Genomic DNA, 20,477 nt, shown 5'->3' with positions numbered 1-20,477 from the left:
CGCTCAGCCCTCGAATACGAAGGGCGAGGTCGCGACTTCGGTTCCGTCGGCGAGTTCGCCGATTTCGAAGTCCCCGAACGCCGTCGGTGCCACCTCGCGGAGCCGGCGCAGGCATTCCACGGCCAGCTGGCGGATCTCGACGTCCGCGTGCTCGGTCGCCCGCATTCCGATGAAGTGGCGCCAGGCCCGGTAGTTGCCGGTCACGACGATCCGCGTCTCCGTCGCATTCGGCAGCACCGAGCGGGCCGCCTGTCGGGCCTGCTTGTGCCGCAGGATCGCATTCGGGACGTCGGCGAACTTGGCCTCGAGCTCGGCCAGGAGGTCGGCATAGGCGCGCCGCGCCGCGTCGGTCGCTTCGACGAACAACTCCTCGAGGCGCTCGTCACCGCGGATCGCCGGCGGCGCGACCACGTTGGAATCGTGTTCGGGGACGAAGCGCTGCGAGAGCTGCGAGTAGGAGAAGTGGCGATGACGGATCAGCTCGTGCGTGCACGACCGGGAGATCCCGGTGATGTAGAAGGTGCACGTGGCGTGTTCGAACAACGACGTGTGGCCCACCTCCAGGACGTGACGCAGATAGCCGGCGTTGGTGGCGGTGCGCGGATTCGGCTTGTGCCAGCTCTCGTAGCAGGCGCGACCGGCGAACTCGATGAGGGCCTCACCACCGTCGGCGTCGGTATCCCAGTCCACCTCCGGCGGCATGAACTGCGTTGCCGCGACCAGCTGGACCTTCAGCGGCACTAATTCGGACACGTCGCAACTCCTCGGCACTGCAGCGGCTCATGACGGGCTCTGCGGGTCATGGCACCCGGACAGCCTCGAGCCTCGATTGTCTCGCATCCGGTTCGTCCTGCGGCATCCGGGCCGGTGGTGCATCATCGGTCCAGTGAGCTCTTCGATCCGCCGCCGTCGCCTCGCGGCCCTCGCCCTGTCCGCCGCCCTGTCCGTCACCGCCCTGTCCGTCACCGTGGTCGTTCCGACGGCCTCCTCTCCGGCCCTGGCCGCACCTGCCGCCGCATCACCGGTGGCCACGGCCGCCGTCACGAACTCGGCGATCACGCCCGGACGGGAGATCGGGCTGGAGGGGACGATCAACACCAGGACGCTCGAGGGCTATCGCGCCGCCGACGGTCGGCATGTCAACGGACTCGTGCTGCGGAGCGACAATCTCTCGCGGCTCACCGCATCCGACATCTCAGCGCTGCGCGCCCGCGGTCTGGCGACGGTGATCGATCTGCGGACCGGTATCGAGCGGGCAGTCCAACCCGACCGTCGCGTGCCCGGCACGCGCCAGGTGAGTGCGGACGTCCTCGGACAGGTGTCGCCGCTGAGTCTGATCGACGTCGCGTCGGCGTATCCGGAATTCGTCACCGACGCCAACGCGCGCGCTCAGCTCCGCACGGCCGTCCTCGAGATCGCGAAGACGGCGAAGACCGGCCGGACCACGCTTTTCCACTGTTCGGCGGGCAAGGACCGCACCGGCTGGGTGGCGGCCGTCCTGCTGACCGTCCTCGGTGTCGACCGCGCGACGATCGAGGCGGACTATCTCGCCTCCAACCACTATCGGCGTGCATCGGCCACCGACCCGATCAACGGCGTGGACATCTCGATGCTGAACTCGGCCTTCGCGGCCGCTGATCGCGTCTACGGCTCGATGGACGGCTACCTCCGCAAGGGGCTGCGCCTGACGGATGAGGACGTCGACTCGCTCCGGAGCAGCCTGCTGAGCTGAGGCCCCGGTGGCCGGCGCGGCGCGTCAGCCGCGGACGATGGCGCCCAGCTTCGCGTAGGTGTCCTGCCAGCCGTGGACGGCGACCGCGTCGATGCCGAGTTCAGCCACCGGACGGTCGTTGCCGCCCTCGTCGAGACGGTCGCCGAAGAACAGGATGTCGTCGGTGCCCAGGCCGAGGATCTCCATCAGACGGCGCGCCCCGTAGGCCTTGTCGATCCCCTTCGCCGTGATGTCGACCGACGTCGATCCGCCGCTGCGGACCTCGAGGTCGGGCAGCCGCTCGGCGGCGTACGCACGCAGCGACTCCTTCTTGCGCCCGTCCGGATCCCACGCCGCCTTCGCGTCGACCGGCGCGGACTGGCCGAGCGCGGAGAAGGTGACCTGACTGCCGCGGTCCTCCAGGATCGGGCCCCAGGTCTTCTCCTCCCAGAGCCCGAGCTCACGTGCGCCGGCCTCCACCACCCGCATGGCCTCGGCCTTCTGGTGGTCGGAGAGGTCCTCGGCGTACACCGTCTCCCAATCCCGGCCGGACCACCGGACGTAGCGGGTGCCGTTGGTGGGCATCAGGTGCAGGTTGCCGCGGTCCACGCCGTCGCCGAGCCGGTCGAGGACCTGCGACTGGAATTGCCCGTACTGACCGCCGGAGATGATGCAGCCCATGCTTCCGGCGAGCAGTTCCCGGAACAGCCCGACCATCTCGTCGCTCATCGCGGTCTTCGACGGCGCCAGGGTGTCGTCGAGATCGAACATGACGAGTCGGTAGGTCTTGCCGTTGTGCGTGACGGACACGTGTCCACCCTTCCGTTAAGTGTGCGCGCAGAAGTGTAGCCGGGCGCCGGTCCCGGGCCGGTGCGGGTCAGTCCCCGGCGATGACCCAGTCGAAGGCCTGCGCCTTGGACCGCGCTCCCTGCGCGGCCTTCGACCGCGACCGTTCACCGAGTTCGGCGAGCAGCCGTTCACCCGCACGGACGAGGTCCGCGAGCACGGCCGGCGTCAGGTATCCGGGGCGAGTGGCGAAGAGGAGGTCCTCACTCGCGGTGTTGCCGCTGGCGCCGGGAGCGAACGGGCAGCCGCCGAGTCCGCCGAGCGCACCGTCCACCAGTCGGGCGCCGCCGTCGGCGGCGGCCAGCGAGTTCGCGACGCCCATCCCCCAGGTGTCGTGTCCGTGGAAGACGAGCCTGCGTTCGCCCGCGCCGACGGTCGCGAACAGGTCGCGCACCTGATCGGGGTGGGCCTGGCCGAGCGTGTCGGCGAGCACCACGTCGTCGGCGTCCGCCGTGCGCGGGTCGGCGACGATGCCGCGGACACGATCCGGGTCCACCGGACCGTCGAACGGGCAGGTGAACGCGGTGGCCAGACAGAGTTGGATGCGGCCGCCCGCCTCCTTGGCCGCCGCGACGGCTCGCGGCATGGCGGCGATGCTGTCCTCGGCGGACCGGCCGATGTTCGCCTTGTTGTGCGCGTCCGACACCGACAGGCAGTACTGAAAGTTCCGGACGCCCGCCGCGGCGGCCTTCTCGACGTGTCTCGGGGTGGCGACCCACACCCAGCAGCGGTCGAGTTCGTCCGGCGTCAGTTGCGCGACGATGTCGAGGGTGCCCGCCATCGGCGGAACCAGATCGGGTCGCGCCATCGAACCGATCTCGAGTTCGGGCACACCCGCCGCCAACAGGGTGCGTGCCAGTGCCACGCGGACTTCGACGTCGAGCACCTTGCCGGTGAGCTGCAGTCCGTCACGCAGGGTCACGTCCCGGAGGGCGACCTGCGAATAGTCCGTGGCTCCGGAGGCCGACTGCGCGCTCATCGCCGTCCTCCCAGAAAACGCGCGCGGATCTCGTCGGTGTGCTCACCCAGGTCGGGGCCGACCGAGCGGATCGGCAGCGAGGTCTCGCCGAGTACCGGGACGATGCCCGGGAACGCGACCCGGCGCGGCTCGGGGCCGCCGGCGTCGACGTCGAACTCCTGAATCATGTTCCGTGCGCGGTACTGCTCGTCCGCGACGATGTCGGCGGCGGTGTAGATCGGGCCCGCGGGGACGGCCGCGTCGTCGAGCACGGCGAGCACCTCGTCGCGCGACCTCGCGCCGGTCCACTCCCCGATCGCCGCGTCGATCTCGTCGCGCCGCCGCCACCGGCCGTCGTTGGTGGCCAGATCGGGGTCGTCGGCGAGATCGTCGCGGCCGATCGCTCTCATGTAGCGGGGGAAGATCGCATCCGCGTTGCCCGAGATGACGACGGAACTGCCGTCCCGGCAGAGATAGCCGTTCGACGGTGCGATGCCCTCCATGCGTCCGCCGGTCCGTTCTCGCTTCACCCCGTACGCCCCGAGGTCGGGCACCAGCGACTCCATCATCGAGAAGATCGCCTCGTTCAGGGCGACGTCGACGATCCGATCGGCCAACGGCAGTCCGGGCTCACCGTCGCCGCCGCGGTTCTCGTCGCGCCTGCGCAGACGCTCGTAGAGCGCCATCACGGCGCCGAAGGCTCCGTAGAGTCCAGCGATCGAATCCCCGATCGAGACCCCGACGCGCACCGGCGGCCGATCGGGGTCGCCGACCAGTTCGCGGAACCCGCCGTAGGCTTCGGCGACCGCCGCGAAGCCCGGCCTTTCCGAATAGGGGCCGGTCTGACCGAACGCGGAGATGCGGACGAAGATCAGGTCCGGGTTCGCCTCGCTGAGCGCCTCGGGGCCCAGCCCCCATCGCTCCAGAGTCCCGGGACGGAAGTTCTCGAGAACCACATCGCAGTGCGCGGCAAGGCTTTTGACGTCCTCGCGCCCCTGTTCGGTCTTGAGGTCGAGCACCACGGACTTCTTGTTCCGGTTGATCGTCCGGAACAGCATCGACGTCTCGCCGTCGTACAGGCGCCAGTTGCGGAGTTCGTCGCCGGTCTCACGTTCGATCTTGATGACCTCGGCGCCGAAGTCGGCCAGCATGCGCCCGGCGGTCGGCGCCGCGATGTAGTTGCCGAGCTCGAGCACCCGGACCCCGTCGAGCGGCAGCCTCCGCTGGTGTTGTGGAGAGTTCACGCCTGCCAGCCTATTAGCCGGGGGCGGCTTCGGATCGCAAGGCGGGACCGAGGTCGCCGCGTCCGGTGACCTCCACCCGGTCGAGGCCGCGCCAGTCGGCCAGCGCCGCCAGGTCGACGGCCAGCGACCGCGCGACCCGCGCGGTGTCGGCGCCCGGCTCCGCGTGTGCCGAGAGCACCCGGAGGACTCCCGCGGCGCGGTCGGCTTTGAGGTCGACGCGAGCCGTCAGTTCCTCGTCCATCAGATACGGCAGCACGTAGTATCCGTGCACCCGTTTGTGTTCGGGTACGTAGATCTCGATCCGGTAGCGGAAGCCGAAGAGCCGCTCGGTGCGCGGGCGGTAGAACACCAGCGGATCGAAGGGCGACAGCAGCGTCGAATGCGGTACTCGGCGCGGCAGCCGCGCGTCGCGGTGCAGATAGGCCGGCTCGCTCCAGCCGTCGACCCGCACCTGCGCCACCACTCCGGCGTCGACGAGGTCGCCCAGCACATCGCGGACCTCGGCGGTCCGCAAGCGGTAGTAGTCGGCCAGGTCGGCCGCCGTCGCGACCCCGTGCGCGGCCGCGGCGCGGGATACCAGCTCGCCGTGCGCATCTCGCCGGCCGACCGTGACACCGACGCGCTCGGCGCCGACGATGCGCTCGGCGAGGTCGTAGTGCCGGTGGAAGTGCGGGCTCCGCACGGCCGACAGCGAGCCGGCGGCGAACATCGCCTCGCACAGATGCTTCACCTCACCGCGCATCCACCAGGAGCCGCGCTCGGCCGGAGCCCGCGTGATGCCGAGCGCGTCCTCGATCTCGCGCGGGGTCATCGCACCTTGATCGGTGATCACGGCGAGCACGTCGGCCGCACGGGACCTGTTGCGCTGCAGCACCTCTCGCGTATGGCGGTAGCGGCCGTCGCGGTACTCGTCCATCCGCCAGCCGAACAGCGGCCAGTCGTCGACCGGAACCAGGGCCGCTTCGTGTGCCCAGTACTCGGCGAGCAGCCGCGGGCTCCGCGCCCTCGGGCGCCAGGCCGCGCCGTCGAGAAGCCCGTCACGATACGCTCCGAGCCGGCTGAACGCGGGGAGGTAGTGCGCTCGCGCGAGGACGTTCACCGAGTCGAGCTGAAGCAGCCGTGTGCGGCTCAGCACTCGTCGCAGATGTCTACGGGTCGGCTCGCCCGCCGGCGGCGGATCCGCGAATCCCTGCGCCGCAAGGGCGATGCGGCGGGCCTGCGCCACCGAGAGTTCGGCGCGCATCGCCGTCATCAGTGTACGGCGTCGAGGGTGATGTACACCGCGGTGCCCTCGTCCGTGGACTTCGCGACAGCCGTGCCGGTGCGGTCGACGCCCTCGAGCCGGATCCCGATCGGCGCCGGTCCGGGATCGAAGTTGCGCCACCAGTTCTTCTTGTCCGGCATCGCGACGCCGACGATCACCTCGTCGGCGCCGCGGCGGCGGTATGCGACCGGCAGCGAGAACTGCTTCCCACTCCGCCGGCCGGTGTAGGTGATCTCGGTCATCGATCTCGACAGCATCCCACCGACCACGGGCGCCCTCAGAATCGGGGCCACCAGCCTGTTGACACCGTGCGCGACTCGCTGAAACGTGTTCATCTCGACGAGCCTATCCGCGCCGCGCCCGCGCGTCAGCCGGCGGCGTTGATGCGGACCATGTTCCCGGCGGGGTCGCGGAACGCACAGTCCCGCGGCCCCCACGGCTGATCGATCGGCTCCTGGAGCACTTCGGCTCCGGACGCGGAGACCTTCTCGAAGATCGCATCGAGATCGTCGGAGCGGAACACGATCGGCGGCATCATGCCCTTGGCGACGAGACGGTGGATCGCCTCGGCGTCCTCGGGCGAGCGGCCGCCTCCGGGCTGCGACAGCACCACCTCGACCGACGGCTGATCGGGCAGGCGCAGGGTGACCCAGTGGTGGTCGCCGTTGGCGACGTCGCGCGTCACCTCCAGACCGAGGGCGTCGCGGTAGAAGCCGAGTGCGGCGTCGATGTCGTCGACGGTGATGGGACAGTAGGTCAGTTCGATGTTCGTCATGCGGACAACGCTAGAGGTCCCGCCGTCGCCGTGCTTCTCGAAAACTGCTCGGTTCCCACGGCCGTGCTCCTCGGGGCGTCAGCCGAACGGCATCGGACGCGCGAGGATCTTGGTCATACACGACGGCAGCCCCTCGAGAGGCTCGTGCGAGCGCGCCCGGTAGGCGCTGGGCGTCTCCCCCGTCAGGCGCCGGAACGTGGAACTGAACGAGCCGAGCGAGGTGAACCCGACCTCGACGCACGCATCGGTGACGCTCATACCGGACCGGAGCAGCGCCATCGCCCGTTCCACCCGCCTCGTGACCAGGTAGCCGTACGGGGTCTCGCCGTACGCGATCTTGAACTCCCGGCTGAAATGCGCCGTGGACATCAGCGCCCGGCGCGCCATCGTCGGCACGTCGAGGGGTTCGGCGTATTCGCGATCCATCAGGTCCCGAGCGCGACGGAGGTGGGCGAGCGTCTCCGGAGACTGCGGGGTGGACGGACCGGGCATGTCAGCGCACCCTCCCGGCGATGACCGTCACCGGCCATCGCACGACGCGGCGGTCGTCGCCCCAGCGCGGCGCGAGGTCGGCGGCGAGTGCGTCGACGAGCCCGCCGGCATCGGCCTCGCCGGCGCGGCGGACCGCGGACCAGGTGCCGAGGTAGCCGACGAACTCCTCGAGCGTCCACGATCGTTCGATGGTGACCGCCGGTGTGTCGAGACGCTCGAACGGGAACTCCAGCTCGGCGTAGCCGTTGTCGACGTGCCGGCGCTCGGACGGCCAGTAGGGTCCGATCTCCTCGCGGTAGAACGTCCCGAACCGGTCCGCCAGATCGTCGTCGAGCACGAGGACCCCGTATGTGATCAAGGCCAGCACTGCGTCGTCGACCGCGATCCGGCGCACCTCGCCGTAGAACGCGCTCAGATCGAACCAGTGCGCGGCCTGCGCGGCCGTGACCAGGTCCGCGGTGTGGTCTTCGACTGCGAGGTGCTCGGCCGCACAGACGCGGTAGTCGATGTTGCCCGCGGTCACCGCGTGAGCTATCTGCTCGCCCGCCGGATCGAGTCCGACGACGCCGGTGAAGCGCTCGGCCAGCAGCGCGGTGAGCTGGCCGGTTCCGCAGCCGACGTCGACCGCGCGGCGAGTGTCCGGCGCCGCCGAGGCGAGGGCGTCGACCAGTGCGACCGGGTACGTCGGCCGATAGCGGGCGTAGTCGTCACCGCCCGCGCTGAACCACCTCACCGTCGCCGGTAGTCGATGAACCGGTACAGCGTGCCGGTCGACGAGTACAGCCACTCGCCGACGGTCACCGACTCCCATCGGTCGGGATCCACGACGGGTGCGAAGGCGTCGGCGCCGTCCACCAGCACGTCGATCTCGGTGACCCGCAGGTGTGTGGCCCGGTCGATGGCCGCGGCGTAGATCTCCCCGCCGCCGATCACCGCGGCCGCCTCGCCCGCCGCGTCCAGCGCCGCCTCGAGGCCGGCGACGATCTCGGCACCGTCGGCGCGGTAGTCGCGCGCCCGCGTGATCACGATGTTGCGCCGCCCGGGCAGCGGACGCACCGCGGTCGGCAACGACTCCCAGGTCTTGCGACCCATGATCACGGTCGAGCCGCCGGTGATCTCCTTGAAGCGCCGCATGTCCTCCGGGACGCGCCACGGGATCACGCCGGCGCGGCCGATGGCTCCCGCGCGGTCCTGCGCCCACACCAGGGTGATTGTCATGTCCGCTCCGTTCCCGAGGAGGGTGTCACCGGCTCAGACCGCGACCGGCGCTTTGATCGCCGGATGCGACCGGTATCCCACGACCTCGAAGTCGTCGTACTGGTAGTCGAAGATCGAGTCGGCCCTGCGCAACTTGAGCGTCGGATACGGCAGCGGTTCGCGCGAGAGCTGCTCGCGCACCTGGTCGACGTGGTTGTCGTAGATGTGGCAGTCGCCGCCGGTCCACACGAACTCGCCGACCTCCAGCTCGGCCTGCTGCGCCATCATGTGCGTGAGCAGGGCGTAGGACGCGATGTTGAACGGAACGCCGAGGAACAGGTCGGCGCTGCGCTGGTACAGCTGGCAGCTCAGCCGCCCGTCGGCGACGTAGAACTGGAAGAACGCGTGGCACGGCGGCAGCGCCATCTGCGGAATCTCTCCGACGTTCCACGCGGATACGATGTTGCGCCGCGAGTCGGGGTCGGTGGTCAGCGTCTCCAGCGCCAGGGCGATCTGGTCGACGTGCTCACCCGACGGCGTGGGCCAGTTGCGCCACTGCACGCCGTAGACCGGGCCGAGCTCCCCGTCCGGCGACGCCCACTCGTCCCAGATGCTCACCCCGTGCTCCTGCAGCCACCGGACGTTCGAGTCGCCGCGCAGGAACCACAGGAGTTCGTAGATGATCGACTTGAGATGCACCTTCTTGGTGGTGATCAGAGGAAAGCCCTGCGCGAGGTCGAAGCGCATCTGGTGGCCGAACACGCTGCGTGTTCCGGTCCCGGTGCGGTCGGCCTTCGGGGTTCCGGTCTCCAGCACCAGTCTCAGCAGGTCCTCGTACGGGGTCGGGATCGGCGCGCTCACGCCGTCGAGTCTAGCGAGCGTTCGCCGGTCCCGGTCGCAGCGGCGAGATCGGCGGTTCCGGCTCACCCATCCACGGAGCCGTCTTCCGACTCTCCGACTGCGTATTCTTGATCCGAGAACTGGATGGCGCACAGAAGTGCAGCACGAGCAAGAGCCCGTCGGTCGTCCGTCGTCGATCGGCGAGCGACCGCCGACCAGAACTCGGCCTGCCGACTGAACGGACTTGATTCGACAACGTGTTCACGGACTACACCAGCAGCAAGGACACCGATCGTCGCCCCGTCGACCTGACTGCCCTCGGAGTGCAAGACCTGCTCCGGCTCGACGCCGCCATCATCGCTGAGCTACGTCGACGCGGCCTCGTACGCACCAGCAACAAGCCGCTCGGCGACGTCGCCGAGGCGGTGGTCCATGCCGCACGCGGCGGTGTGCTGGAGCCGAACAGTACCAAGTCCCACGACATCACAGCGCCGGGTGGGCAGCGCATCCAGGTCAAGGCGATGGGTGTGCGATCCGCAGGCACCGCAGCGAAGTTCAGCGCGTTCCGTTCGACTGACTTCACCACCGCCGTGTTCCTGGTGTTCGACCTCGACTTCCATCTGATCGAAGCGCGTGAGGTCGACGCCGCCGACATCGAGCAGACCAAAGTGGTCGCCCACGTCAATGGGCGGCAGCCGACCCTGCGCTGGGTCCGTTCGGTCGGCACCGACGTGACCGCCGAGATGCAGGCAGCGTGGACTCGCATCAACGAGACGTCCACCTGACCGGACCGCCTCTGCACCCGCCGGGTCGACTACGCATCGAGCCCTGTCGGAGTCCGTTCTGGCAGGTCCTCGGCGTCTCTGCGCAGCCCCAGGTGAGCCTGCCGTTCACCGGCGTCAGCGGTGGGTCCGACAACCTCCATCACGCTTGTGTATGACTGTGCCTCACGCAAACCTTGGTGCTATCCCATGAGTCCGGCGGCGACCGTCGCCCCCAGATCCCAGCACGCCTCAAGCACCGCCTTGTCCGGCTTGTTCGCGGCGATGACGTACTCGGCGGACTTCTCCCAGCCGAGTCCGGCGGTGATGCGGTCGATCATGTTCTCCGCGCCTTCGGTCCCCTCGTTGCCGTGTAGGTACAGCCCGAACGGGCGACCCCGCGTCGAGTCGAGGATCTGGTAGTACGAACAATCGAAGGCGTGTTTGAGGGCACCTGAAATGGAGCCGAGATTCGCCGGGCTGCCGAGCACGTACCCGTCGGCGTCGAGGAAGTCGCTCGTGGATACCGACAGCGCCGCGCGGCGCACCACCTCGACCCCCTCGATCTCGGGATCGGTGGCGCCGGCGATCACCGCCTCGAACATCGCCTGGCAGTGCGGCGAGGGCGTGTGGTGAACGATCAGCAATCGAGCCATGACGCCATCATGCCCCCGATCGCGCGATCACGACCGCTGCTCGGCCTTCGCCGCCCGATACTGCTCCGCGGCGCGCCGCATCATCTCGCGCGCCCGCGAGCGGTCGCCCGCGTAGTCGTAGGCGCGAGCGATGCGATAGGTGCTCACCCAGTCGGACGGGTCGGCCTCCCATTCCACCTTGACCTGCTCGAAAAGTTCCAGGGCGGCGTTTTTCTCGATCCGCCCCGAGGGCCGCCGGGGCAGGTCGTCCACGTCGAGGTCGCGCCCCAGATCCTGCGCGGCCGCCACCATCCGCTGATGCTCGATCCCCGACCGCAGCGTCGACACCACCATCCAGACGCCGAGCAGCGGCAGCACGATCACACCGACGCCGAGCCCGATGCCGACGACACCGCCGTCGGAGATCAGGCCGATCGCGGTCCGGCTCAGCAGGACGAAGTACACGCAGAGCGCGACCACCAGGAAGGCGATGAGCGCGACGATCGGCCGGGCGTCGGCCTTCTTCTTCGCAGCCACCGACGACTACAGATCCATGAAGGTCTCGAGCCCCACCGTGAGCCCGGGACGGTCGACGATCTCGCGGACACCCAGCAGCACCCCGGGAACGAAGGAGTTCCGGTCGATGGAGTCGTGACGGATGGTGAGGGTCTCACCCTGGGTGCCGAAGAGCACCTCCTGGTGCGCGACCAGACCGGCCAGACGCACCGAATGCACGCGGACCCCGTCGACGTCGGCGCCGCGGGCACCCTCGAGTCCGGTCGACGTCGCGTCCGGACTCGCGCCGAGCCCGGCTTCCGCGCGCGCCGTCGCGATGAGCTGCGCGGTGCGCCCGGCGGTGCCGGACGGCGCGTCGGCCTTGTGCGGGTGGTGCAGTTCGATCACCTCCGCCGACTCGAAGAACCGCGCGGCCTGCTGCGCGAAGTGCATCGAGAGCACCGCACCGATCGCGAAGTTCGGAGCGATGAGCACGCCGACGCCGGGGTTCTGCTCCACCCAGCCGCGGACGGTGTCGAGCCGCTCGGCGGTGAAGCCGGTGGTGCCGACGACGGCGTGGATGCCGTTCTCGATGAGGAACTCGAGGTTGTCCATCACGACGTCCGGGTGCGTGAAATCGACGACGACGCGGGTCTGCGAGTCGACGAAAGCCGAGAGCGGATCGCCCTTGTCGACGCCCACGGTGAACACGGTCTCCGCCGACGCCTCGACGCCTTCGACGATCGCCTTGCCGACCTTGCCGTTACTGCCCAGCACACCCACGCGGATGCCGTTGCCCATGAGGGACCCTTTCGTCTCGTGAATCCACCCCAGTCTAGAAGGCGCCCGAACGCACCGCTCCGGCCGCTCGAGCCGTAACGTGCGCCAATCCCGAGCCATCTGTTGATCGTTCGATCAACAGCGGGCTAGGGTCACACCCGATCTGCGCTGAAGCACCAGTCACACGAGGAGTCCCATGAGTTCCGTCTCACGCCGAACCTTCCTGCAAGCCGCGGCCGTAGGGGCCACCGCGGCGACGGCGCTCGGCGCCGCATCGTTCGGCGAGACGGGACCGGCCTCCGCCGCGTCGGGTTATCTCGTCGGCGCGGGCAAGGGTGACATGACGGGAGCGATCGCCGGTCAGGGCATGATGGGCTACTCCGACATGGAACAGGTGGCGAAGGGACTGCTGCAGCGCACCTGGGCGCGGGCGTACATCATCGCCGACGCGGCCACCGGCAAGCGCGTCCTGTTCATCACCGCCGACATCGCGTGCGTCTTCGTCTCACACCATCAGACTTTGCTCGCCGAACTCGCGAAGCGGTACGGCACCACGTACACCGCGCAGAACGTCAACATCAACGCGACGCACAACCACAACTCCTGCGGCGGCACCGCATGGGATTACGCCTACGTCCTCGCCGCCAGGGGCCATCGGCACAATTCTTTCCGTGCCGAGATCGACGGGCTGCTCGACGCCGTCGCGGCCGCGCACGCCTCGCTGGGGCCGGGGACCGTCGAACTCGGGCACGCCGAACTCCACGACGCGAGCGCGAACCGGTCGATGCCGGCGTTCGAGCTCAATCCCGCCGCCGACCGCAAGCACTTCCCCGACGCCATCGACCCGCAGGTGACGGCCATCCGCCTGCGCCGCGGCGGAGCCGTCATCGGCGAGATCACCTGGTTCGCCACGCACGGCACTTCGCTCACCGACGCGAACTTCCTGATCAGTGCCGACAACAAGGGCTATGCCGCATACCTGGCCGAACAGCGCGACCCGAACGTCGTGAGCGCCCACGCGCAGACCAACGCGGGCGACATGAGCCCCAACCTGTGGCTGCGCAAGATGCATCCGGGCGGTCCGACCGCCGATCACCGGGCCAATCGCATCATCATCGGGCGCCGCCAGGATCAGGCCGCGCAGGCGGCCTTCCGTGCGGCGCGCCCGATGACCGCCGGCGGTGTCGACTCCGCCACCCGGTACGTCGACATGGCGAACGTCTCGATCGACGGCCGCTACACACCGCACGGCAAGGCGGCTCGCACCTCACCCGCCATGATGGGCGCCGCTGCGGCGGCCACCAGCCAGGAGGACAACACCCGCAGCCAACTGGGATTCCTCAACGAGGGCGTGCGGAACGAGTTCGCGATGGCGCTCGGCGCCGGTACGGCCCCGACGCCCGATCCGTGGATCGTCGACAACCAGGCGCCGAAGGCGATTCTGTTCCCGCTCGGCATCCTCCCGCCGCGGCCGTGGATCGAACAGACTCTTCCGGTGCAATTGATCCGGATCGGCGACCTCGTGCTCGCCGCATTGCCGAGCGAGTCGACGATCGTCGCCGGCCTCCGAATCCGCCGGATCGTCGCCGACGCCCTCAAGGTCCCGCTGGAGAACGTCCTGCTGCAGGGCTACTCGAACGGCTACAGCCAGTACACCGTGACGCCGGAGGAGTACGTGGCCCAGCAGTACGAGGGCGGCGAGACGATGTTCGGCCGATGGACGCTGTGCGCCTACATGCAGGAGTTCGACGCCATGGCGCGGGCGATGGCCCGCGGAACCCGGCTGGCCGCCGGGCGCCGTCCGGCCGACACCTCGGGCCTGCAGCCGGATCTGCTGGGCTCACAGCCCGCCGACACCCCGATACCCGGCCGCCGGTTCGGCCAGGTGATCTCGAAGGTGCCCGCCGCGGCGAAGCCCGGCACCACGCTCCGGGTGGCCTTCTGCGGCGCCTACCCGAGCAACCGGATCCGTCGTGGCGGATCGACCACCGGGTACTTCGCCGTCGAGAAGCTCACCGCCCGCGGCTGGACCGTCGCCTACGACGACGATCACGAGACCACCGAGATGACGTGGGAACGTCCCGGCGGCAGCCCGTCGGCGTCGAAGGTGACCGTCACGTGGCGTGTGCCGCGGGGCGCGGAGGGCGACTACCGGGTGCGGTACTACGGCGATGTGAAGAGCGCCTCGGGAGCGCTCCGCCCGATCAGCGGCGCGACCGGCCGCATCAAAGTCGGCTGAGACAGCACGCGGATCCGTCGGCTCGCGGGCGAAGTCAGCTCTGAGCGAGATACAGCAGGATCGCGCGCACCCGGCGGTTGTCGGTCTCCGGGGGCAGGTCGAGTTTGAGGAAGATGTTGGCGACGTGTTTGGCGACCGCGGCGTCCGAGACCACCAGGGCGGCCGCGATCTCCGAGTTGCTCGCACCCCGCGCCATCAGTGCCAGCACCTGGGACTCCCGCGGGGAGAGCCGGTCGAGCGCGGCGGTGGCGAACAGCGCCGAGACGACCTCCGGGTCGACCACCACGCCGCCCGCGCACACCGTCTCGACCGCCCGGAGGAAGTCGGCGATCCGCCCCACACGCTCCTTGAGCAGGTAGCCGACCCGACCCCCGCCTTCGGTTCCGAGCAGTCGCCGCGCATAGGCCGCCGCCACGTACTGGGACAGGACCAGCACCGGCAGGTCGGGCCGGCGGCGACGCAGATCGAGCGCCGCCCGCAGGCCGTCGTCCCCGTCACCGGGCGGCATCCGTACGTCCGTGATCAGCAGGTCGATCGAATCCACGTCGATCTCGCGCAGCGCCGGGGCATCGGCGACGGTGCCGACCACCTGGTGCCCGGCGCCCTCGAGAATCCGCACGAGACCTTCGGTCAGCAGCACCGAGTCCTCCGCCACCACGATTCGCACGCTCACGCCTGTCAGTGTGGCCGACGGCCCGCCGGGCACGCCGACGGGGTCACCCGCGGACCGACCCGGACCAGCGAAGGACGGTCGGCCCGCCGACCGGGCTGACGACGGTGAGACTCGCCCCGATCGTCGCCGCCCGTTCCACCAGGCCCGCCAGCCCGCGTCCGGCTGCGGGCACCGCTCCCCCGCAGCCGTCGTCGGTCACGGTCATGCTGACGACGCCCGCCGCCTCGGCGAACTCGATCGTCACCGTCGACGCGCCGCCGTGCTTGGCCGCGTTCGTCACCGCTTCGCTGGCGGTGTAGAACAGTGCGCGCTCGGTCTCTCCCGGGAGCCGCCGGCCGGGTATCCATCCCGGACCCCGGATCACCCGGACCAGGACCGGTCCGCCGAGTTCGGCGCAGGCCGCCTCCACTCCGTGGTCGTCGAGCACCCGTGGATTGACGCCGCGCACCGTGTCGCGCAGTTCGGCCAGCGCCCGCTCCACACGCGCCTGAGCGGTCTCGATATGGGCCCGCGTGGCCGGATCGTCACTGTCCTGCGCGATCTCGCCGAGGTGCATCACCGCACCGACGAGGTGCTGCTGCGGACCGTCGTGCAGATCGCGCTCGATCCGTCGGCGCTCGGCCTCGAACGATCCGACGAGCGTTCCTCGCGACGACCGCAGGTCGGCCACCTGCGCCGCCAGTTCCTCTTCTCGCGGACCGAGCAACCCGGCCGCGATGGACGCCACGATCGCGGCCGCCGCGCCGAACAGATACAGGGTGAGGATGAACAACGGCAGCGCGACCGGAACCACGCGCCAGGCCTCCTGCGGCGTCTCCAGCTGCCACGGCCCGATCGACATCTGACCGCCGGCCGCGACGACCAGCGGCGCCGCAGCGAATCCGCCGGTCAGCACGCAGGCGATCAGCAGACCGAGCGTCGCCAACGGAGCGAAGGCCGCCAGCGCCAGCGAGTACACCACCTCACGCCAGGTGACCGGCTCGGCGAGTCGGGCTCGCGCGCGGGCGCCGAACGATCCGGTCACCGCCGGATGCGGGTCGGCGATGGCCGCCATCCGGAGCATCCGGACCCGCTGCCGCTCGATGCGGCCCAAGAGGATCGACCAGGCGGGAGCGAACGGGAGCAGCACGATCACCACGTACGCCATGAACACCGTCCAGCCCAGTGCCAGCGAGATGATCGTGTACGCCACCGCGCGCCACGGGTAGGAGGAGAAGAGGAAGCGCAGCGGCGATCCCGAGAGCATTCGCCAGGGTGAGAGCCGATAGGCGTCGTCTGATGTCATGGCAAGAACGCTATCGATCGCCGTCGGTCCAGGGCACGGGAGCGGCCGCGAGTCTTCGGGGTAGTGCCCGCACTACCCCCACTCCGGCGCGGACCGGATGCCTACCGCGACGAGCTCGGCCCGGGACGCATGACACGTCCCGGGCCGAGCTCGTCTAGATCGAACAGGTGCGGTCGCCGTCAGGCGTCGACCGCGACCTCGTCCTTCGCGGCTTCGGCCGCATCGGCGCCGTCGCGCACCGGAACGAGGCTGATCTTGCCGCGCTCGTCGATGTCGGCGATCTCGACCTGCAGCTTGTCGCCGACCTTGACCACGTCCTCGACCTTGCCGATCCGCTTGCCGTTGCCCAGCTTGCTGATGTGGACCAGTCCGTCGCGGCCGGGGAGCAGGGAGACGAAGGCGCCGAAGGCGGCCGTCTTGACGACGGTGCCCAGGAAGCGCTCGCCGACCTTCGGCAGCTGCGGGTTGGCGATGGCGTTGACCTTGTCGATCGCCGCCTGCGCGGACGGGCCGTCTGCGGCGCCGATGAACACGGTGCCGTCGTCCTCGATCGAGATGTTGGCGCCGGTCTCCTCGGTGATGCCGTTGATCGTCTTGCCCTTCGGGCCGATCAGCTCACCGATCTTGTCCATCGGGATCTTGATGGTGGTGATGCGCGGCGCGTACGGGCTCATCTCGTCCGGCTCGTCGATGGCCTCGGCCAGCACGTCGAGAATGGTGAGACGGGCCTGCTTGGCCTGGCTCAGCGCACCGGCCAGGACCTTGGAGGGGATGCCGTCGAGCTTCGTGTCGAGCTGCAGAGCCGTCACGAAGTCCTTGGTGCCCGCGACCTTGAAGTCCATGTCGCCGAACGCGTCCTCGGCTCCGAGGATGTCGGTCAGGGCGACGTAGCGGGTCTCGGTCTTGCCGTCGATGGTGACCTCGTCGGAGACGAGGCCCATCGCGATGCCTGCGACCGGCGCCTTCAGCGGAACGCCCGCGTTCAGCAGCGAGATGGTCGACGCACACACCGAGCCCATCGAGGTGGAGCCGTTGGAGCCGAGGGCCTCGGAGACCTGACGGATCGCGTACGGGAACTCCTCCACGCTCGGGAGCACCGGCACCAGGGCCCGCTCGGCGAGCGCACCGTGACCGATCTCGCGGCGCTTGGGCGAACCCACGCGGCCGGTCTCACCGGTCGAGTACGGCGGGAAGTTGTAGTGGTGCATGTACCGCTTGCTGGTCTCGGGGCCGAGCGAATCGATCTGCTGGGCCATCTTGACCATGTCCAGGGTGGTGATGCCCATGATCTGGGTCTCGCCACGCTCGAACAGCGCGCTGCCGTGTGCGCGCGGAACGACGCCGATCTCGGCGGACAACGCACGGATGTCGGTGATGCCGCGACCGTCGATGCGGAAGTGATCGGTGAGGATGCGCTGACGCACGAGTTTCTTGGTCAGCGACCGGTAGGCTGCGCCGAGCTCGCTCTCGCGGCCCTCGAAGCGCTCGCCGAGCGCCTCGAGCACGTCGCCCTTGAGTGCGTCGGTCGCGTTGTCGCGCTCCTGCTTGTCGGCGATCGCCATCGCCTCGCCGAGGCGGGTGGTGGCGAACTCGGCGACCGCCTCGTAGGCGTCGTCCTGGTAGGCCGGGAACAGCGGGAACTCGCGGGTCTCCTTCGCGGCGGCCGCGGCGAGCTGCTTCTGCGCCTCGCACAGGGTGGCGATGAACGGCTTGGCGGCCTCGAGGCCCTCGGCGACGACGGCCTCACTCGGCGCCTGGGCGCCGTCGGCGATCAGCGCGAGGACGTTGTCGGTGGCCTCGGCCTCGACCATCATGATCGCGACGTCGCCGCCGTCGATCAGGCGTCCCGCGACGACCATGTCGAAGACCGCGCCCTCGAGCTGCTCGACGGTGGGGAATGCGACCCACTGGCCGGCCTTGTTCTGCTCGGTCGGGATCAGCGCGACGCGCACGGCGCCCACCGGACCGGAGAACGGCAGACCCGAGATCTGCGTGGATGCGGACGCCGCGTTGATCGCGACCACGTCGTAGAGGTCCTTGGGGTCGAGCGACAGGACGGTCTCGACGATCTGGATCTCGTTGCGCAGGCCGTCGACGAACGACGGACGCAGCGGACGGTCGATGAGGCGGCAGGTGAGGATCGCGTCGGTCGACGGGCGGCCCTCGCGGCGGAAGAACGAGCCGGGGATGCGACCCGCGGCGTACATGCGCTCCTCGACGTCGACCGTGAGCGGGAAGAAGTCGAAGTGCTCCTTCGGCGACTTGGACGCGGTGGTCGTCGAGAGGATCATCGTGCCCTCGTCGAGGTACGCGGTCACCGAACCCGCGGCCTGCAGAGCCAGGCGGCCGGTCTCGAAGCGGATCGTGCGCTTGCCGAACGTTCCGTTGTCGATGACGGCGGAGACTTCGGTGATCGAATCATCGAAGTCGGCGTTGACGTCAGTCAAGAGTGTTTACCTTTCGTGGCGGCCGCGACGACACCACGACGGCGCCTGCGGCCTGTATTCAGCGGTCGGTTCGCGCAAGGCGCGGCGAACCGACAGACGATGGGCGCGAGTCTCGCGCCGGAAGTGGACGGCGCACCTGCGCCGTGAGCAGACGGCCTTCGATCGAAGCGGCCGGAATCGCTTGGGGATTCCGGCGGCCACTACCGAGGACCGATCCGACGATCACTACCGAACTGCCGCCAAGCGGCCTTCGTCCGCTACCAGCCTAACATTCTCCCTGCTGGGACGGCGGCTGTCGTCTGCGGCGACCGTCGGGCGTGTCCGCGGCGTCCTCGCCGACGAATCCCGATGCCGCCGTGCCCGACAGACAGCTGTGGCCGCCGTTCCGCGTGGGAACGACGGCCACAGAAGCAATCAGGGGGCGTCAGCGACGCAGACCCAGGCGCTCGATCAGCGAGCGGTAGCGGTTGATGTCGACGCTCGCGACGTACTTGAGCAGGCGGCGACGGCGACCGACGAGCAGCAGCAGACCACGACGGCTGTGGTGGTCGTGCTTGTGGAACTTGAGGTGCTCGGTCAGATCCGTGATGCGCTTGGTCAGCAGTGCGACCTGCGCCTCCGGCGAACCGGTGTCGGTCTCGTGCAGACCGTACTCGCTGAGGATGGCCTTCTTCTCTTCGGCGGTCAGAGCCATGAGAGATCTCCTTGATTTTTCAGTTCCGTGCTCCAGGCCCTGCAACCAGCAGGGGGTGCGCCGCCACGGACCGCAGCTGACACCGGCGGCCAAGACTACCAGCGCTCGACCCCCGACCGGAAATCAGCGCCGGCGCATGGAGCGCTCGGGCGGGTCACTCCGCCCGCAGCAGGGTGCGCGTGCGCTCGACGTCGTTGTTCATCTCCGCGATCAGTGCGTCGACGCTGTCGAAGGGCTCCATGCCGCGCAGCCGTGCGACGAAGTCGACCGCCACATGCTGACCGTAGAGGTCGGCCTCCACATCCAGCACGTAGGCCTCCACCGTGCGGACTCTGCCGGAGAAGGTCGGGTTGGTGCCCACCGAGACCGCGGCCGGGTACCGCCGGCCGATGGTGACCCCGTCGGGCTGCGTGGCGCTGTCGAGCACGGTGAACCATGCCGCGTACACGCCGTCGCCGGGGATCGCGGTGTGCTCGGGCGGCGCGACGTTGGCGGTCGGGAAACCCAGGTCGCGGCCCCGGCGTTCGCCGTGCACCACGACGCCTTCCACACGATGCGGCCGGCCGAGCGCCTCGGCGGCCAGTTCCACGTCGCCCGCCGCGATGCACGACCGGATGTAGGTGGACGAGAAGGTCACGGCATGCTCACCGAACAGGGAGATCGCGGTGACCTCGAAGCCGAACCGCTCCCCCAGTTCACGCAGTTTGGGCACGTCGCCGAGCGCCTTGTGGCCGAAGGTGAAGTTGTCGCCGACCACCACCTCGGCCGCGTGCAGTTCCTCGACGAGGACCGAGTGCACGAAATCCTCCGGCGACTGGGCCGCGAGGGTCGCGGAGAACGGGATCACGCAGAACACGTCGATCCCCATCTCCTCGGCGAGATCGGCACGCCGCCGCAGCGTCGACAACTGCGGCGGGTAAGCACCCGACCGCACCACCGACGACGGGTGCGGGTCGAAGGTCATCAGCACCGAGGGCACACCGCGCTCGGCCGCCGCCTTCGTGGCGGCGGCGACCAACTGCGCGTGCCCGCGATGGATTCCGTCGAACACGCCGATCGTGACCACGCATCGGCCCCAGCCCGCAGGGATGTCGTCCAAACCTCGCCAACGCAACACACGCTAAGCCTACGACTCGCCAGC

General features: G+C 69.4%; 22 protein-coding genes. 3 read left to right on the top strand and 19 right to left on the bottom strand.

The annotated features are described in order from the left end of the window. Nucleotides 1-3: 3 nt before the first annotated feature. Entirely contained in the window at nucleotides 4-753 is a 750-nt protein-coding gene (gene thyX / locus ACK8HH_RS07910) for an FAD-dependent thymidylate synthase (protein ID WP_006896247.1), read from the bottom strand. A gap of 133 nt (nucleotides 754-886) precedes the next feature. On the opposite strand from thyX, the gene ACK8HH_RS07905 reads away from it, so the two are divergent. Beyond that, entirely contained in the window at nucleotides 887-1,732 is an 846-nt protein-coding gene (locus ACK8HH_RS07905; RefSeq protein WP_006896246.1) for a tyrosine-protein phosphatase, read from the top strand. Between the two features lie 24 nt (nucleotides 1,733-1,756). Here ACK8HH_RS07905 and ACK8HH_RS07900 read toward each other — a convergent pair whose 3' ends face one another. The 10 genes from ACK8HH_RS07900 to ACK8HH_RS07855 all read right to left on the bottom strand — a co-directional run bounded on the left by ACK8HH_RS07900 (nucleotide 1,757) and on the right by ACK8HH_RS07855 (nucleotide 9,348). Further along, the gene (locus ACK8HH_RS07900) at nucleotides 1,757-2,521 is read right to left on the bottom strand and encodes an HAD-IIB family hydrolase (protein WP_006896245.1); all 765 of its coding nucleotides are present in this window, start codon (nucleotides 2,519-2,521) and stop codon (nucleotides 1,757-1,759) included. 67 nt (nucleotides 2,522-2,588) lie between these two features. Beyond that, nucleotides 2,589-3,536: a hydroxymethylglutaryl-CoA lyase gene (locus ACK8HH_RS07895; RefSeq protein WP_006896244.1), complete on the bottom strand. Its 948-nt coding sequence runs from the start codon at nucleotides 3,534-3,536 to the stop codon at nucleotides 2,589-2,591. Then, complete coding sequence (locus ACK8HH_RS07890; protein WP_006896243.1) at nucleotides 3,533-4,759, bottom strand: CaiB/BaiF CoA transferase family protein; 1,227 nt, start codon at nucleotides 4,757-4,759, stop codon at nucleotides 3,533-3,535. Before ACK8HH_RS07890 ends, ACK8HH_RS07895 begins: the two co-directional genes overlap by 4 nt. 13 nt (nucleotides 4,760-4,772) lie before the next feature. Next, entirely contained in the window at nucleotides 4,773-6,002 is a 1,230-nt protein-coding gene (locus ACK8HH_RS07885; RefSeq protein WP_412475666.1) for a winged helix-turn-helix domain-containing protein, read from the bottom strand. An 8-nt stretch (nucleotides 6,003-6,010) separates the two neighbouring features. Continuing rightward, on the bottom strand, nucleotides 6,011-6,358 hold the full coding sequence (locus ACK8HH_RS07880; protein WP_006896241.1) for a nitroreductase/quinone reductase family protein: 348 nt from the start codon (nucleotides 6,356-6,358) through the stop codon (nucleotides 6,011-6,013). 32 nt (nucleotides 6,359-6,390) lie between these two features. Further along, entirely contained in the window at nucleotides 6,391-6,798 is a 408-nt protein-coding gene (locus tag ACK8HH_RS07875; protein ID WP_006896240.1) for a VOC family protein, read from the bottom strand. A 78-nt stretch (nucleotides 6,799-6,876) separates the two neighbouring features. After that, a complete protein-coding gene (locus tag ACK8HH_RS07870) occupies nucleotides 6,877-7,290 on the bottom strand; it encodes a helix-turn-helix domain-containing protein (RefSeq protein ID WP_006896239.1) in 414 nt (137 codons plus the stop codon). A 1-nt stretch (nucleotide 7,291) separates the two neighbouring features. Then, nucleotides 7,292-8,023, bottom strand: a complete 732-nt coding sequence (locus ACK8HH_RS07865; protein WP_006896238.1) for a class I SAM-dependent methyltransferase — start codon at nucleotides 8,021-8,023, stop codon at nucleotides 7,292-7,294. Beyond that, nucleotides 8,020-8,508: a dihydrofolate reductase gene (locus ACK8HH_RS07860; protein ID WP_006896237.1), complete on the bottom strand. Its 489-nt coding sequence runs from the start codon at nucleotides 8,506-8,508 to the stop codon at nucleotides 8,020-8,022. The genes ACK8HH_RS07865 and ACK8HH_RS07860 overlap by 4 nt, the downstream gene beginning before the upstream one ends. Before the next feature lie 33 nt (nucleotides 8,509-8,541). Further along, entirely contained in the window at nucleotides 8,542-9,348 is an 807-nt protein-coding gene (locus tag ACK8HH_RS07855) for a thymidylate synthase (RefSeq protein WP_006896236.1), read from the bottom strand. Nucleotides 9,349-9,584: 236 nt separating this feature from the next. Here ACK8HH_RS07855 and ACK8HH_RS07850 point away from each other — a divergent pair, with 236 nt between their 5' ends. After that, a complete protein-coding gene (locus ACK8HH_RS07850) occupies nucleotides 9,585-10,112 on the top strand; it encodes a hypothetical protein (protein WP_062366827.1) in 528 nt (175 codons plus the stop codon). A 179-nt stretch (nucleotides 10,113-10,291) separates the two neighbouring features. Here ACK8HH_RS07850 and ACK8HH_RS07845 read toward each other — a convergent pair whose 3' ends face one another. The 3 genes from ACK8HH_RS07845 to dapB are packed head-to-tail and all read right to left on the bottom strand — an operon-like array spanning nucleotide 10,292 to nucleotide 12,019. Continuing rightward, entirely contained in the window at nucleotides 10,292-10,744 is a 453-nt protein-coding gene (locus tag ACK8HH_RS07845; RefSeq protein WP_006896234.1) for a flavodoxin family protein, read from the bottom strand. Nucleotides 10,745-10,771: 27 nt separating this feature from the next. Further along, a complete protein-coding gene (locus ACK8HH_RS07840) occupies nucleotides 10,772-11,260 on the bottom strand; it encodes a hypothetical protein (RefSeq protein WP_006896233.1) in 489 nt (162 codons plus the stop codon). 6 nt (nucleotides 11,261-11,266) lie between these two features. Continuing rightward, complete coding sequence (gene dapB / locus ACK8HH_RS07835; RefSeq protein ID WP_006896232.1) at nucleotides 11,267-12,019, bottom strand: 4-hydroxy-tetrahydrodipicolinate reductase; 753 nt, start codon at nucleotides 12,017-12,019, stop codon at nucleotides 11,267-11,269. 175 nt (nucleotides 12,020-12,194) lie between these two features. On the opposite strand from dapB, the gene ACK8HH_RS07830 reads away from it, so the two are divergent. Further along, nucleotides 12,195-14,237, top strand: a complete 2,043-nt coding sequence (locus tag ACK8HH_RS07830; RefSeq protein WP_006896231.1) for a neutral/alkaline non-lysosomal ceramidase N-terminal domain-containing protein — start codon at nucleotides 12,195-12,197, stop codon at nucleotides 14,235-14,237. A gap of 34 nt (nucleotides 14,238-14,271) precedes the next feature. Here ACK8HH_RS07830 and ACK8HH_RS07825 read toward each other — a convergent pair whose 3' ends face one another. From ACK8HH_RS07825 to ACK8HH_RS07805, 5 genes are all read right to left on the bottom strand, one after another. Next, entirely contained in the window at nucleotides 14,272-14,910 is a 639-nt protein-coding gene (locus ACK8HH_RS07825; protein ID WP_039867346.1) for a response regulator, read from the bottom strand. A 43-nt stretch (nucleotides 14,911-14,953) separates the two neighbouring features. After that, nucleotides 14,954-16,195, bottom strand: coding sequence for a sensor histidine kinase (locus tag ACK8HH_RS07820; RefSeq protein WP_006896229.1), 1,242 nt, complete (start codon nucleotides 16,193-16,195; stop codon nucleotides 14,954-14,956). A 179-nt stretch (nucleotides 16,196-16,374) separates the two neighbouring features. Beyond that, on the bottom strand, nucleotides 16,375-18,642 hold the full coding sequence (locus ACK8HH_RS07815; protein WP_062366823.1) for a polyribonucleotide nucleotidyltransferase: 2,268 nt from the start codon (nucleotides 18,640-18,642) through the stop codon (nucleotides 16,375-16,377). Between the two features lie 424 nt (nucleotides 18,643-19,066). After that, nucleotides 19,067-19,336 carry a 30S ribosomal protein S15 gene (gene rpsO / locus ACK8HH_RS07810; protein WP_006896227.1) on the bottom strand — a complete coding sequence of 90 codons (270 nt, stop codon included), beginning with the start codon at nucleotides 19,334-19,336 and terminating at the stop codon, nucleotides 19,067-19,069. A 154-nt stretch (nucleotides 19,337-19,490) separates the two neighbouring features. Then, nucleotides 19,491-20,453 carry a bifunctional riboflavin kinase/FAD synthetase gene (locus ACK8HH_RS07805; protein ID WP_081598100.1) on the bottom strand — a complete coding sequence of 321 codons (963 nt, stop codon included), beginning with the start codon at nucleotides 20,451-20,453 and terminating at the stop codon, nucleotides 19,491-19,493. Nucleotides 20,454-20,477 lie beyond the last annotated feature (24 nt).

The sequence above is a fragment of the Gordonia sp. LUNF6 genome, from assembly GCF_047041125.1.
Lineage (GTDB): Bacteria > Actinomycetota > Actinomycetes > Mycobacteriales > Mycobacteriaceae > Gordonia > Gordonia sihwensis.
Note: the sequence above shows the minus strand (reverse complement) of the source record. Positions and strands in the feature narration are given on the sequence as shown.

Bases quoted from the DNA above. Each gene is read 5' to 3' on its own strand.
- ACK8HH_RS07895 (WP_006896244.1), bottom strand. From the start codon at position 3,536: ATGAGCGCGCAGTCGGCCTCCGGAGCCACGGACTATTCGCAGGTCGCC.
- ACK8HH_RS07885 (WP_412475666.1), bottom strand. From the start codon at position 6,002: ATGCGCGCCGAACTCTCGGTGGCGCAGGCCCGCCGCATCGCCCTTGCG.
- ACK8HH_RS07880 (WP_006896241.1), bottom strand. From the start codon at position 6,358: ATGAACACGTTTCAGCGAGTCGCGCACGGTGTCAACAGGCTGGTGGCC.
- ACK8HH_RS07875 (WP_006896240.1), bottom strand. From the start codon at position 6,798: ATGACGAACATCGAACTGACCTACTGTCCCATCACCGTCGACGACATC.
- ACK8HH_RS07870 (WP_006896239.1), bottom strand. From the start codon at position 7,290: ATGCCCGGTCCGTCCACCCCGCAGTCTCCGGAGACGCTCGCCCACCTC.
- ACK8HH_RS07860 (WP_006896237.1), bottom strand. From the start codon at position 8,508: ATGACAATCACCCTGGTGTGGGCGCAGGACCGCGCGGGAGCCATCGGC.
- ACK8HH_RS07845 (WP_006896234.1), bottom strand. From the start codon at position 10,744: ATGGCTCGATTGCTGATCGTTCACCACACGCCCTCGCCGCACTGCCAG.
- dapB (WP_006896232.1), bottom strand. From the start codon at position 12,019: ATGGGCAACGGCATCCGCGTGGGTGTGCTGGGCAGTAACGGCAAGGTC.
- ACK8HH_RS07830 (WP_006896231.1), top strand. From the start codon at position 12,195: ATGAGTTCCGTCTCACGCCGAACCTTCCTGCAAGCCGCGGCCGTAGGG.
- ACK8HH_RS07820 (WP_006896229.1), bottom strand. From the start codon at position 16,195: ATGACATCAGACGACGCCTATCGGCTCTCACCCTGGCGAATGCTCTCG.
- rpsO (WP_006896227.1), bottom strand. From the start codon at position 19,336: ATGGCTCTGACCGCCGAAGAGAAGAAGGCCATCCTCAGCGAGTACGGT.